Annotated in this window: 11 protein-coding genes and 1 tRNA gene; 7 read left to right on the plus strand and 5 right to left on the minus strand. The window is 61.7% G+C overall.

The window, feature by feature from the left end:
* Positions 1 to 450 precede the first annotated feature (450 nt).
* Positions 451 to 526, minus strand: a tRNA-Lys gene (locus NCT04_RS00455).
* Between the two features lie 146 nt (positions 527 to 672).
* Here NCT04_RS00455 and NCT04_RS00460 point away from each other — a divergent pair.
* Genes NCT04_RS00460 through NCT04_RS00470 form a run of 3 tightly spaced genes read left to right on the plus strand, consistent with a single transcriptional unit; the run spans position 673 to position 2,470 of the window.
* A complete protein-coding gene (locus NCT04_RS00460) occupies positions 673 to 1,098 on the plus strand; it encodes a PaaI family thioesterase (RefSeq protein WP_250462540.1) in 426 nt (141 codons plus the stop codon).
* Between the two features lie 9 nt (positions 1,099 to 1,107).
* Positions 1,108 to 1,977, plus strand: a complete 870-nt coding sequence (locus tag NCT04_RS00465) for a patatin-like phospholipase family protein (protein ID WP_250462542.1) — start codon at positions 1,108 to 1,110, stop codon at positions 1,975 to 1,977.
* A gap of 16 nt (positions 1,978 to 1,993) precedes the next feature.
* Positions 1,994 to 2,470 carry an OsmC family protein gene (locus NCT04_RS00470; protein ID WP_250462544.1) on the plus strand — a complete coding sequence of 159 codons (477 nt, stop codon included), beginning with the start codon at positions 1,994 to 1,996 and terminating at the stop codon, positions 2,468 to 2,470.
* 30 nt (positions 2,471 to 2,500) lie between these two features.
* On the opposite strand, the gene NCT04_RS00475 is transcribed toward NCT04_RS00470, so the two are convergent.
* Positions 2,501 to 3,517 (minus strand): D-2-hydroxyacid dehydrogenase family protein, encoded by a 1,017-nt coding sequence (locus NCT04_RS00475; protein WP_244826722.1) that lies wholly within the window; start codon positions 3,515 to 3,517, stop codon positions 2,501 to 2,503.
* A 473-nt stretch (positions 3,518 to 3,990) separates the two neighbouring features.
* On the opposite strand from NCT04_RS00475, the gene NCT04_RS00480 reads away from it, so the two are divergent.
* Together NCT04_RS00480 and NCT04_RS00485 are read left to right on the plus strand one after the other, a co-directional pair.
* Complete coding sequence (locus tag NCT04_RS00480) at positions 3,991 to 5,859, plus strand: phosphoenolpyruvate carboxykinase (GTP) (protein WP_244826723.1); 1,869 nt, start codon at positions 3,991 to 3,993, stop codon at positions 5,857 to 5,859.
* A gap of 335 nt (positions 5,860 to 6,194) precedes the next feature.
* Positions 6,195 to 7,280, plus strand: a complete 1,086-nt coding sequence (locus tag NCT04_RS00485) for a transcriptional regulator GvmR (protein ID WP_244826724.1) — start codon at positions 6,195 to 6,197, stop codon at positions 7,278 to 7,280.
* A 76-nt stretch (positions 7,281 to 7,356) separates the two neighbouring features.
* Here the strand turns inward: NCT04_RS00485 and NCT04_RS00490 are convergent, their stop codons facing one another.
* The 3 genes from NCT04_RS00490 to dprA form a co-directional block, all read right to left on the minus strand.
* Positions 7,357 to 10,014 carry a DNA topoisomerase III gene (locus NCT04_RS00490; RefSeq protein ID WP_250462546.1) on the minus strand — a complete coding sequence of 886 codons (2,658 nt, stop codon included), beginning with the start codon at positions 10,012 to 10,014 and terminating at the stop codon, positions 7,357 to 7,359.
* 158 nt (positions 10,015 to 10,172) lie between these two features.
* Positions 10,173 to 10,550, minus strand: a complete 378-nt coding sequence (locus tag NCT04_RS00495; RefSeq protein WP_250462548.1) for a thioredoxin family protein — start codon at positions 10,548 to 10,550, stop codon at positions 10,173 to 10,175.
* Between the two features lie 72 nt (positions 10,551 to 10,622).
* Positions 10,623 to 11,825 carry a DNA-processing protein DprA gene (gene dprA / locus NCT04_RS00500; protein WP_250462550.1) on the minus strand — a complete coding sequence of 401 codons (1,203 nt, stop codon included), beginning with the start codon at positions 11,823 to 11,825 and terminating at the stop codon, positions 10,623 to 10,625.
* Positions 11,826 to 12,026: 201 nt separating this feature from the next.
* Between dprA and def the strand changes: the two genes are divergently transcribed.
* Together def and NCT04_RS00510 are read left to right on the plus strand one after the other, a co-directional pair.
* Positions 12,027 to 12,530 carry a peptide deformylase gene (def, locus tag NCT04_RS00505; RefSeq protein WP_244826728.1) on the plus strand — a complete coding sequence of 168 codons (504 nt, stop codon included), beginning with the start codon at positions 12,027 to 12,029 and terminating at the stop codon, positions 12,528 to 12,530.
* 35 nt (positions 12,531 to 12,565) lie between these two features.
* A partial coding sequence (locus tag NCT04_RS00510) for a methionyl-tRNA formyltransferase (RefSeq protein WP_284509293.1) occupies positions 12,566 to 13,049 on the plus strand: 484 nt, incomplete at its 3' end.

The following is a 13,049-nucleotide window of genomic DNA, read 5'->3' on the forward strand; positions in this document are numbered from 1 at the left end:
GGCAAAGAGGTGATCACGGCCGACGCAAACATCTCGCAACGGGCGGCGAGCTTTTATAGCTAATATCGGCTAAACGTGAAAATGGGCACTCGGGTGGCCTTTCGAGCGAGTACCTAAGCAACCTTACTGCCTAAGCAGCTTTCACGCAGCCCAACGCGAAATTCTGGCAAAGCTTACATTGGCAATCTGCCGGAAATACTTGCAGTGCTTGGCGCGCCCGGCTGAGATCGAACCAGCAACCCCTGCCTTCCCGAAGCGCGCTCGATCGCACGTTATGGCAATCCAACGCATGCTTCAATACATTGCTCCCGCCGACCGCTTTCAAACCGGCATTCAAGCGAGTTCATCCCATCGTGAATGTGTTGCCGAGGCCGGGTTACACAGCGGTTACACGGACCTTAGAAAACAAAAAGCCCAGTCATAAAGACTGGGCTAAGTGCTTGAAATGATTGGTGGGGCGTGAGTGACTCGAACACTCGACCTACGGATTAAGAGTCCGCTGCTCTACCAACTGAGCTAACGCCCCCAACACAGAAATGAAATTATAGCGGGGTTATTTCAAAAAGCGCAAGTCCTTCGCCCGAAAATTTTCGCATCGCACCAACGGCCAGCCCGCAAATCAAAAACGTCCCGCCCGGTATCATCACGCACACAGCATAAAAACTCACAGCCATGGACGACTCCGCCATTCGCAATCTGCTGGACACGATCCTCGCGCCGTGGGTCCGCGAACTGCATCTCGCGCCGCAATCTTCCACGGAAGATTCGATCACGCTGCGTCTGCCGCACGCCGATCATCTGCGGCACGCGGGCGGAGTCATCTGCGGTCAGGTCTTCATGGCCGCCGCCGATACCGCGATGGTCGTCGCCATCTCCCACGCAATGGGCGGCTTCGTTCCCATGACCACCGTCTCGCTCAACACGACCTTCATGCGCCCGGTCAAGTCCGGCGATGTCCTCGTCACCGCGAAAATCCAGCGACGCGGCCGCAATCTCGTCTTCGGCGAAATCGAGCTTCGCGGCGACGACGGCGAACTCGCCGCTCACGCGACCACGACCTACGCATTCATCAACCCGACGCATCAGCAAAAGGCTTAAGCAGCAAACATGTTCGATCAAGTCGTATTCGCAGGCGGCGGCAATCGCTGCTGGTGGCAGGCAGGTTTCTGGGACGTCATCCAGCCGCAACTCGATCTCAAGCCGCGCATCATCGCGGGCATCTCGGCGGGCGCGGCCACCGCCTGCATGCTCTACACGAACAACGCGCAATGGGTGATGAAGTACTACGCAAAAGCCCTGAGCGGCAACACGAAGAACGCCTATTGGGGCAACCTGCTGCGCGGTCAGTCCGTGTTCCCGCATTACCGCATCTACCGTCAGGCGCTGCTCGATATTTTCGCGGAACGCTTCGGCGCGCTGCAAACGGCGCCGGAAATTCGCATCGGCGTGTCGCATCTGCCGCGCTGGCTCGGGGCGCGCAGCGCGGTGGCGGCGGGCATCATCGCGTATAACATCGAAAAGTACGTGCGCAAGACGCTGCATCCGACGCTCGGCACCGCGCTCGGTTTTCATCCGGAGTTCGTCACCGCGCAAGAGTGCGCGACGCTGGAGGACCTCGCCGACCTCATCCTGCAGTCGTCGAGCACGCCGCCTTTCACGCCGATTTTGCGGCGCAACGGTCGTCCCGTGCTCGATGGCGGCATGGTCGATAACGTGCCCGTCTCCGCGCTCGATGCATCGCCGGGAACGGTGCTCGTCATGGTCACGCGGCTGTATCCGCGCGAGCGCATGTTCGTGGTGCCGCACGGCGAGCAGCGACGCATCTACGTTCAGCCGTCGCGCAAGGTGCCAATTTCGAGCTGGGACTATACGAGCCCCGCGCAGATGCAACACGCGTACGATCTGGGCCGCGCCGATGCCGACGATTTCCTCGCGCATCTGCCGCGTCTTCTGGAGGCAGCTTCACATCTCGACTAGAGCCAAGGAGCAGAACGTGGCGAAGAAGCACACCTATACGCTCAGCGTCGCGTGGACAGGCGATCTCGGTTCGGGCACGTCCGCCTACGACGCTTATTCGCGCGACCATCTCGTGCGCGTGGCGAACAAGGCCGCGATAGAAGCGTCGAGCGATCCCGCCTTTCGCGGCAATCCTGCGCGCCACAATCCGGAGGAGTTGTTCGTGGCGTCGGTGTCGTCGTGTCACATGCTCTGGTACTTGCATGTGTGCGCGACCAACAAGATCGTCGTGACCGGATATGTCGATGAAGCCATCGGCACGATGCAGGAAGATAAGGACGGCAGCGGCCGTTTCATCGACGTGACGCTGCATCCGCGCGTGACCATCGGCGCGGGGAACGACGCCGAGTTAGCCGCGCGTCTGCATGAAGACGCGCATCGCTATTGCTTCATCGCGAACTCGGTGAATTTCCCGGTGCGATGCGAGCCTTCGATCGAGGTATCGACGCTTTAGCGAAAGCCGCGCGGCCGCTCGCTCTTGCGCTCAACGCCGCCGCGCGTGCTGCAACGCTTCCGGATTCGACACGCTCGACTTGTCGCCGGCGTCGAAGGCCAGAATGTTCCTGAACGCCGCGCCGAAGTAGAGCTCGTAACTCTCGCGCTCTACGTAGCCGATGTGCGGCGTGCAGATCACGTTCTCCATGCGCAAGAGTCCGTAGCCTTGCAGAATCGGCTCGCTCTCATAGACATCGGTGGCGACCATGCCCGGCCGGTTGTGATGCAGCGAATTGAGCAGCGCGTTCTCTTCGAGCAATTCGGCGCGGCTCGTGTTGACGAAGAGCGCGGTCGGCTTCATGCGCATGAGGTCTTCCGTTCGAACGATGCCGCGCGTTTCATCGCTCATACGTAGATGGACGGTGAGCACGTCGCTCTGTTCGAAGAGCGCTTCGCGGCTTTCGGCGACGGCGAAGCCATCGTCGCGTGCTGCCTGCAACGAATGCTCGCGGCCGAACACCAGCACATTCATGCCGAACGCCTTGCCGTAGCCCGCGACCAACTGGCCGATCTTGCCGTATCCCCAGATGCCGAGCGTCTGTCCGCGCAGCACTTGTCCCAAGCCGAAGTTTGGCGGCAGTGCAGAGGTTTTCAATCCAGATTGCTGCCACGCGCCCTGTTTGAGATTCGCGACGTATTGAGGAATGCGCCGCTGTGCCGCCATGATGAGCGCCCAAGTAAGCTCGGCCGGCGCGACCGGCGAACCCGTGCCTTCGAGCACGGCGATACCGCGTTCGGTACAAGCGTCGATGTCGATATGTCCGCCGCCCGCGCGCCCGGTCTGGCTGATCATGCGCAGCTTCGGGCACTTGTCGAGAAGCTGGGAACTAATGCGCGTGCGTTCGCGAATGAGCACGAGGGCATCTGTTTCCGACAGTCTGCTAGCCAACTGTCCGAGCCCGCGCACCGTGTTATTGAAGACCTTCACCTCATGGTCATCGAGCAAATGGAAGCAATCGAGCTTCCGAACGGCGTCCTGGTAGTCGTCGAGAATGGCGATTTTCATGTGCATTGATTAGCTTTTGTTGGGCATCAAACGTGCTGCTCGATTGAACTCGCGAGACAATGAATCACGCACTAACTTCGGGTAACTACCGATAAATATGCGCTTCATCCATGTACGCGCTGCATCACGGTAGGAGTGTGACGCGGTGTTATGCTTGACTCCCAATTTTTGAATGACCGCGAACGAATGCGCTAAAAATAAAGAATCACAGCGCACACTGCGGAAAACGCGGTTAGGCAGGAGGAGACAGGCCACTTAGTATCTCTTTTTAACAGTTTGTTCCTTTAAGGCGCAAGGCGCAAAGTCGCTCGCTTGAGCGCCTGAGGAACACACGCCCACGACGCGCAAACGGCTCACGAACCGTTCTTCATGCGCCAACGCGCATGAAGCGCCCGGCGGTTCAGTCGCAAAAAGCCTCTCGCATGCAGCGTCGTTGGGCCACCGGTTTTCATTGCAGAGAACGGAGAAGCTCGATGAACCAGCCCGCAGTAGTCGAAGACAACAAAACCGCCGCAGATCTTGAAGCACCGGCCTATGTACGACATCGAAGATTGATCGATTGGGTGCAGCAGGTCGCGGCCCTCACGAAGCCGGATCGCATCGAATGGTGCGATGGGTCGCAAGCGGAATACGACCGCCTTTGCGAACAGATGGTCGCCGCCGGCACGATGAAGAAGCTCAACCCCGCCAAACGCCCCAACTCTTTTCTAGCCTGTTCCGATCCCACGGATGTGGCGCGCGTCGAAGACCGCACGTTCATCTGCTCGCAACGCCCCGAAGACGCTGGTCCCACGAACAACTGGATCGACCCGCAGGAAATGCGCGTGACGCTCGATGGCCTCTTCGATGGCTCGATGCGTGGCCGCACGATGTACGTCGTGCCGTTCTCGATGGGTCCGCTCGGTTCGCCAATCGCGCACATCGGCGTGGAGTTGTCGGACAGCCCGTATGTGGTCACGAACATGCGGATCATGACGCGCATGGGCCGCGAAGTGTATGACGTGCTCGGCGACGACGGCGAGTTCGTGCCGTGCGTGCATTCGGTCGGCGCGCCGCTTTCGGATGGTCGCAAGGACGTGCCCTGGCCGTGCAACGACACGAAGTACATCGTGCACTTTCCGGAATCGCGCGAGATCTGGAGCTTCGGGTCGGGATACGGCGGCAACGCGCTGCTCGGCAAGAAGTGCTTCGCGTTGCGTATCGCATCGACGATGGGCCGCGACGAAGGCTGGCTCGCCGAACACATGCTGATCCTCGGCGTCACGTCGCCTGCCGGACGCAAGTACCACGTCGCGGCGGCGTTTCCTTCGGCGTGCGGCAAGACCAATTTCGCGATGCTGATTCCGCCGCAAGACATGAACGGCTGGAAGGTGACGACCATCGGCGACGACATCGCCTGGATCAAGCCCGGCCGCGATGGCCGTCTCTACGCGATCAATCCGGAAGCCGGCTATTTCGGCGTCGCGCCGGGCACGAGCGAGAAGACCAACTTCAACGCAATGGCGACGCTCAAGGAAAACGTGATCTTCACCAATGTCGCGCTCACCGATGACGGCGACGTGTGGTGGGAAGGCATGACCGATAAGCCGCCCGCGCATCTCACCGACTGGCAAGGCCGCGACTGGACGCCGGAACTCGCGAAGGAAACCGGCGCTAAAGCCGCGCATCCGAACGCGCGCTTCACCGTGTCGGCATCGCAATGTCCGTCGATCGACGCGGACTGGGAGAATCCAGCAGGCGTCGCAATCGATGCCTTCATCTTCGGCGGCCGGCGTTCGAACACGGTGCCGCTCGTGACCGAGGCACGCGACTGGAAAGAGGGCGTCTACATGGCCGCGACCATGGGCTCCGAAACCACGGCGGCCGCTGCCGGCCAGCAAGGCGTCGTGCGCCGCGATCCGTTCGCGATGCTGCCGTTTTGCGGCTACAACATGAGCGACTACTTCGATCACTGGCTCAAGATGGGCGAGCGCCTCGAAGGCATGAACGCGAAGTCGCCGAAGTTCTTCTGTGTGAACTGGTTCAGAAAGGGCGCGGACGGCAAGTTCGCGTGGCCCGGCTTCGGTGAAAACATGCGCGTGCTGAACTGGATGGTCGGGCGCATCGAAGGCACGGCGGCGGGCGAGGAACACGCGTTCGGCATCTCGCCGCGTTACGAGGACATCGACTGGGGCGGCATGAACTTCACGCGCGAGCAATTCGAGCAGGTCATTTCCGTCAACGATACCGCCTGGCGCGACGAACTCGCCCTACACGACGAGCTCTTCGCGAAGCTCCATCAAGGCTTGCCGGATGCGCTTCCGGAGGCCAAGGCGGATATCGAACGGCGTCTGGCGGCCTGATTCCCGTCGTAGCAAGCGCTCCGTGATTACGCTCACGGAGCGCATCAATCCCCAAATGCAAATCTGCCGATGCCGGTTCGCATTTTCTTCCGCTAACCCGCCAAAATTGGCGCGGCCAGCTTGACCAAAAATCTCGGCTTGTGGCGCGTGCGTTCGAGTGTTGTGCGGCCGACAACAATCGGCGATCTTTCGTTCGCGTAAGCCGCCATTTTCATCGGAAATTTCCGAAAAAACTCCGCGCCCTCGCAACTTCTGCACGAAATCGCTAGTCCTAGGATAATTCTGAATAGCTTTTCAGCAGAAATTGAAAGCCGCCTCGCGGCAGGAGTTGTCCCATGGATCATTTGCAGTCGATGAGAGTATTCATTCGCGTGGCCGATCTCGGCAGCTTCGCCCGCGCGGCGAACGCGATGGATATCTCCAATGCGGTGGCAACGCGCCATGTCGCCGACCTCGAAGGTCGCCTCGGCACGCGTTTGCTGAACCGCACGACGCGCAGCCTTTCGCTCACGGAGTCCGGGCAGGTTTATCTGGAGCGCGCGCGGCAGATTCTCGATGAACTGGAAGATGTCGAGCAAATGGTGGTTGCGCGGAATCACGAGCCAATGGGTTCGTTGAGAATTGTCGCCCCGGTGGTGTTCGGTCTGCATAATCTCGCGCCCGTGTTACAGACATATGCACAGCGCTATCCCAAAGTCGTACCCGACGTGACGCTCGTGGATCGTCAGGTCGATCTGGTCGAGGAAGGTTTCGATGTGGGCATCGTGATCGCGCGGCAAGTGAAAAGCGCGAGCGTCGTTACGCGGCGTCTGACCACCGGCTGCATGACCGTCTGCGCCACGCCCGCTTACCTCGAATCGCACGGCACGCCAACGCGCCCCGAACATCTGCTCGAGCATCCGTGTCTGAGCTTGCCCGCCGAGTATTGGGGCGATGAACGCGTGTTCACCGGCCCGGACGGCGAAGTGCGGGTGCGGCCGACCAACGTGATCATCGCGAACAACACGGAAATGCTGCGCCAGTTTGCGCTGCTCGGCATGGGCATCGCGATTCTGCCGAGCTATCTGATCGGCAACGATACGACGCGCGGCCAGCTCGTACGCCTGCTCGGCGACTTCCAGTTGCCGCAAGTGGAGATCAACGTGGCTTATCCGAGCCGTCGGCATCTGCCGGCGAAGGTGCGCACGTTCATCGATCACCTCGTCGAGTATTTCAGCCAGACGCCCAATCATCAGCTCGGTGAACAGTGGATCCGCGATGGCATGGGCCGGCCCGCGGTATCGACTGCGCCGCCGCCGCACTACGGGCGCGCCGAAGAGGAAGTGGCGTCGCGTTCGCGTTCGAATCAGAGTGAACTCGGCCCGAAGCTGGCCAAGCCGACGCGTCCGCGTGGCCGCTTGCCGGCGGCGTCGCCATACTGAACACGGCTGCGCCGCCAATGACAAAAAGCCCCGCGAATTGCTTCGCGGGGCTTTTTCTTTTCGACGCGAGCTCAAGCTAGCTCGTCTTGCGCGCAGCGGTCTTTTTCACCGCGGCTTTTTTCGCAGGCGCTTTCTTCGCCGCGACCGTCTTGGTCGCGGGCTTGGCGCGCGTCGTCTTGGCGGCTACGGCGACATCGCTATCGCCTTCGTCGCCGTTATCGGCTGGCGCTTCCGTTGCCGCGCCGCGCTTCGCTGCCGTCTTCGCGCCGGGTTTGGCTTCCTTCTTCTCGAATTCGAAGCCGATCTTGCCGTCCGGCTGCTTGACGAGAAACGCCTTGAAGTTGCGGCCCGTGCGCGATGACTTGAAGTTGGTCAGCAAGTCGGTGCGTCCTTCGTTCAGCAGCTTCTCCATCTGCTCACGCGCGATTTCCTGCTGCAGGATGACCTTGCCCGAGCGGAAGTCGCAGGTCTTCGGATTCGCGACGTAGTTCTCGCAGACGTAGCTCATGCCGTGCTCGTACACGCGCGACTGGCACTTCGGGCACGCGCCGACCGGCGTCTGCTCGGAAAAGTCGGGCGGTTCTCCGTCTTCGCCGCCGTTGTCCTGACCGAAATCGAACTCGAGCTTGAAGTTCTTGATCTCGTCGTCGAAAGCGAGCTTCAGGATGGCCGAGAACGGACGGCCCATCTTGCTGCGGAAACCCGACAGCGGTCCGATGGTTTTCTCGCGCAACAACTCCTCGACTTCAGGAATCTCGAACTGACGTCCGCCCGGAATCTTCGAGATGGAAAATTCGCACTTGGTACACGCGAAGCGGCGATAGTTCTCCTTCACCTGCGACTCGCAGTGCGGACACGGCGTTTCGAGCGTGGCGTAGTCGCCTGGGATCGTGTCGGAGTCGTATTCCTTCGCGCGCTTGACGATGGTCTGCGTCATGCGGGCGATTTCCTGCATGAACGCATCGCGATGCAAATTGCCGCGCTCCATCTGCGACAGCTTGTGCTCCCACTCGCCGGTCAGTTCCGGCGCCGTCAATTCCTCGACGCCCAGACCGCGCAGAAGCGTCATCAACTGAAATGCCTTGGCAGTCGGAATCAGTTCGCGGCCTTCGCGCACCATGTACTTCTCGCCCAACAGACCTTCGATGATCGCCGCGCGCGTGGCCGGCGTGCCGAGCCCTTTCGCTGCCATCGCTTCGCGCAACTCTTCGTCTTCGACGAGCTTGCCCGCGCCTTCCATGGCCGAGAGCAACGACGCTTCGTTGTAGCGCGCGGGCGGCTTGGTGACGAGACCGTGAGCGGCGACCTTGTCGACATCGACCTGTTCGTTTTTCTGCACCGGCACGAGATTGCCTTCCTCGCCCGCCGCTTCGCGACCGTAGACCTGCAGCCAGCCCGGCTCGACGAGCACCTTGCCCTCGGTCTTGAAGTGATGCCCCGAGACTTCGGTGATCCGCGTCGTCACCAGATATTCCGCCGCCGGGAAGAACACGGCGAGGAAGCGCTTGACCACGAGGTCATACAGCTTCTGCTCGGGCTCGGACAACGCCTTGGGCGCCAGAAGCGTGGGGATGATGGCAAAGTGATCGCTGATCTTCGAGTTGTCGAAGATGCGCTTGTTCGGCTTCACCCAGCCCTTGTCGAGCACTTGCTTCGCGAACGGCAGATAGTTGTTGCTGTCCTTGAGCATGGTCAGCGTGTCCTTGACCGTGCCGAGATAGTCTTCCGGCAGCGCGCGTGCATCGGTACGCGGGTAGGTCAGGACCTTGTGCTTTTCATACAGCGCTTGCGCGAGGCCGAGCGTGTTCTTCGCCGAAAAGCCGAAGCGGCTGTTGGCTTCGCGCTGAAGACTCGTCAGGTCGAAGAGCAGCGGCGACATTTGCGTGGACGGCTTCGATTCTTCCGTCACGGTGCCGGTCTTGTCGCGACAAGCCGCCACCACGGACTCGGCCGCGGCGAGACTCCACAGACGCGAGTCGCGCTGTTCGGGATCGTTCTCGACGCGCTTGAACTTCGGGTCGAACCAGCGGCCTTCGTAAATACCCTTCGCCGCGACGAATTCGGCGCGCACTTCCCAATAGTCGCGAGGCACGAAGCGGCGAATCTTTTCCTCGCGTTCCACGACGATAGACAACGTTGGCGTCTGAACGCGGCCCACGGTGGTCAGGAAGAAACCGCCGCCCTTGCTGTTGAACGCGGTCATCGCGCGCGTGCCGTTGATGCCAACGAGCCAGTCCGCTTCCGAGCGACAACGGGCTGCATCGGCGAGCGGTTGCATGTCGGCGTCGCTACGCAGATGCGCAAATCCGTCGCGGATGGCGGCGGGCGTCATCGACTGCAGCCACAGGCGCTGGACCGGCTGCTTCGCCTTCGCGTGCTGCGCAATCAGACGGAAGATCAGTTCGCCCTCACGCCCCGCGTCGCAGGCGTTGATGAGCCGGTCGACATCCTTGCGCTTGAGCAGCTTTGTCAGAACCTTCAGCCGTGATTCGCTTTTCGCGATGGGATTCAGGTCGAAATGCGGCGGAATGACCGGCAGATTGGCGAAGCTCCACTTCCCGCGCTTGACGTCGTATTCCTCCGGGGCCGCGATTTCGAGCAAATGGCCGACCGCGGACGAGAGCACGTAGTCGTCGCTCTCGTAATACTCGTCATGTTTCGTGAAGCCGCCCAGCGCACGCGCGATGTCGTTCGCGACGGAAGGCTTCTCAGCGATGATCAGGGCTTTGGACATGACTCAATATAGTAGGTATTTGGCAGCGGTCCGATTTGGACTGCATTAACGCCGCTTTATAGCACAGGCTTTGTTCGATGCGCGCCGAAGCACGAATTGCGACGCTCGCCGTATAGTTCCGCGAGCTTCGTTTCGCGACGCCGCGCGCACGCACTTTTCTACGCCGTGGCAAGCGCCGGACGCAGTTTCGGCGCGCCCGCCATGTTCGGCAGCGCGGTCAGATCGACCAGCATGCGTTCGACGATGGCAGCCTGCGGCAACACGGTGCCGAAGAAGCGGGTCGTCACCGAGTCCTCGATGAGAATGGTCGGGAAATTCTCGACATCGAGGTCATCGAAACGGTCCGCGTGATTTTCGATATCGATCCACGCGAAGCAGATTTCCGGATGCGCCGCCGCCAGTTTGTCGAAACCTTCGCGATATTCGCGGCAGGTTCCGCACCATTCGGCGCACAGACAGGCGACGAACAAGGTGCCGGGCACGGCGATGCGCTCGGCGATCTCATCGGCATCGGTATCGAGATTCAGCGCGGACATGGCGTTTCTGGCGTCCTTTCGTCTGGGGTTTGGCGTCGTACTCATTTTTCGCGAATGTAGCACGACGCAACTTCACGAGCGTTCGAGCGCCGTCACGCGTCCGCCCGGCAAGGCCGCGATCAAGCCCGATAATTCGAGTTGCAGCAGGGCGCTTTGCAGCGCGGCTCCGTCGAGATCGGTGCGGGCAGCGAGATTTTCAAGCGTCGCGGGTGCATGGCCGAGCGCGGCGAGCACGCGGGCGGCTTCGTCGGTCTCGGGTTTGCCGGGCAGACGCGCCGAAGCCCACGAGGCGTTTGCCGGAGCCGGTGCCTTGCCGCGCTTTTTGCGACGTGTGGCGGGAAAGCCGAATTCCTCCAGCACGTCTTCCGGCGTTTCCACGAGCTTCGCGCCCTGCTTGATGATGCGATGACAACCCTGCGACAGCGGCGCGTGGATCGAACCGGGCATGGCGAAAACATCGCGGCCCATTTCGTTGGCAAGCCGCGCGGTGATGAGCGAGCCGGAGCGCATTGCCGCCTCGACGATCAAAACGCCCTGCACCAGGCCCGCGATGAGCCGGTTGCGCTGCGGGAAGTTGGCGGAGCGCGCGGGCGTGCCGAGCGGCCATTCGGACACGATCACGCCATCGCGGGCGATTTCGTGCGCGAGCTGATGATGCAGCGACGGATACACGAGATCCGCGCCCGTCCCGATGACGGCGATCGTGCCTGTGGCGCCGTCCAGCGCGCCCCGATGCGCCGCGCCATCGATGCCGAGCGCGAGCCCCGACGCGACGGCAAGCCCGGCGTCCGAGAGCGCGCGCGCGAACCGGCGCGCGTCTTCGAGTCCTTGCGGCGTGGCGTTCCGGCTGCCGACGATCGCCACCGCGCGCGCTTGCAGCAAGTCGGTTCGCCCTTTCGCGTACAAGAGCGCGGGCGGATCGGGCATGGTGAGGAGCGCTTGCGGATACGCGGTATCGGCGAAAGTGAGAATGTGATTGCCGGGTTCGGCGGCCCATTCCAGCACGCGTTCAATATAGTTGCCGAATGGCACGCCTTCGACTTCGGCGGGCGGCGCGAGCGCGGCGGTCGCGGCATCGGTGTTGGTGACTTCGGCGAGCGAGGCGAAACTTTCGGCTAAAACGTGCTTCGGTCCGCCAAACGCGCTCAAGAGCGCGCGCAGGGCGGCGGGACGCAGTCCCTTTGCATGCGTGAGCCGCAGCCAGGCGGAAAGTTCGTCGAGGTCCGTGGTGAGCGCTTCCGGTTGAGGCTCGGTCGGCGGTAAGGCGGTCGTCATGTTAAGATTTTTGGTCCCGGAACGTAATTAAGAAGTGTCGCCCGCCCGTGTGTTCAGGCCGAGCGACGCCGGTTGGCCGCTTGCCGGCGGCGTTGAATCCAGCGGATTCACCCGCATATCTTCGGCATGCCGCCATCCACCCGCAACCTGGCCGAATGGCCGACTTCACACGCGTCGCGGCGCGCGTAGATAATCCGAATCATGGCTCTGCTCAAGATACTGAACTACCCGGACAAGCGGCTGCACAAGGTGGCGAAGCCCGTCGCCGTCGTGGACGACCGCATTCGCAAGCTCGTCGCCGACATGGCCGAAACCATGTACGCGGCACCCGGCGTCGGCCTCGCCGCGACTCAGGTGGACGTGCACGAGCGGGTAATCGTCATCGACGTATCGGATGCACACGACGAACTGCTCGTCTTCATCAACCCGGAGATCGTCTGGGCGAGCGAGGTCAAGAAAGAGTGGGAAGAAGGCTGCCTCTCGGTGCCGGGCATCTACGACTTCGTCGAACGGCCGGACAAGGTGCGCGTGAAGGCGCTCAACGAGAAAGGCGAAAGCTACGAACTGGACTGCGATGGCCTGCTTGCCGTGTGCATCCAGCATGAAATGGATCATCTGGCGGGTCACGTGTTCGTCGAATATCTCTCGACGCTCAAGCAGACGCGCATTCGCGGCAAGATGAAGAAGCTCGAAAAGGCGCTGTAAAGCGCTTTATGTTGTCTCAAGGGTAGTAACAATCGATGACTCAATCGCTGCGTGTCGTTTTCGCCGGTACGCCGGAATTTGCCGCCGCCGCGCTCGCGGCTATCCACGCGGCCGGATTTCCCGTGCCGCTGGTTCTGACCCAGCCCGACCGGCCTGCTGGCCGTGGCATGAAGCTGACCGCCAGCCCCGTCAAGCGTTTTGCCGTCGAACACGGGCTTACGGTCGCGCAGCCCACGTCGCTCAGGCGCGCGGGGAAGTATCCGCAAGAAGCCGCCGATGCCATCGAGTTGCTGCGCGCCACGCCGCACGACGTGATGGTGGTCGCCGCTTACGGGCTCATCCTGCCGCAGGAAGTGCTCGACATTCCGCCGCGCGGCGCCATCAACATCCACGCTTCGTTGTTGCCGCGCTGGGGGGGGGGGGCGCCCCGCCCGCGCCCCCCCGCACCGGCCCCCCCCGCACACCGCCATACGCTCAAGAAAAATCACCCCCCCCACCACAACCCCCCCCAGAACCCCC

It is taken from the genome of Caballeronia sp. GAFFF2 (genome assembly GCF_023631485.1).
Taxonomy (GTDB): domain Bacteria; phylum Pseudomonadota; class Gammaproteobacteria; order Burkholderiales; family Burkholderiaceae; genus Caballeronia.

Coding starts and splice junctions, on each gene's coding strand:
- def (WP_244826728.1), top strand. CDS start 12,027: ATGGCTCTGCTCAAGATACTGAACTACCCGGACAAGCGGCTGCACAAG.
- NCT04_RS00495 (WP_250462548.1), bottom strand. CDS start 10,550: ATGTCCGCGCTGAATCTCGATACCGATGCCGATGAGATCGCCGAGCGC.
- dprA (WP_250462550.1), bottom strand. CDS start 11,825: ATGACGACCGCCTTACCGCCGACCGAGCCTCAACCGGAAGCGCTCACC.
- NCT04_RS00480 (WP_244826723.1), top strand. CDS start 3,991: ATGAACCAGCCCGCAGTAGTCGAAGACAACAAAACCGCCGCAGATCTT.
- NCT04_RS00460 (WP_250462540.1), top strand. CDS start 673: ATGGACGACTCCGCCATTCGCAATCTGCTGGACACGATCCTCGCGCCG.
- NCT04_RS00465 (WP_250462542.1), top strand. CDS start 1,108: ATGTTCGATCAAGTCGTATTCGCAGGCGGCGGCAATCGCTGCTGGTGG.
- NCT04_RS00485 (WP_244826724.1), top strand. CDS start 6,195: ATGGATCATTTGCAGTCGATGAGAGTATTCATTCGCGTGGCCGATCTC.
- NCT04_RS00475 (WP_244826722.1), bottom strand. CDS start 3,517: ATGAAAATCGCCATTCTCGACGACTACCAGGACGCCGTTCGGAAGCTC.
- NCT04_RS00490 (WP_250462546.1), bottom strand. CDS start 10,014: ATGTCCAAAGCCCTGATCATCGCTGAGAAGCCTTCCGTCGCGAACGAC.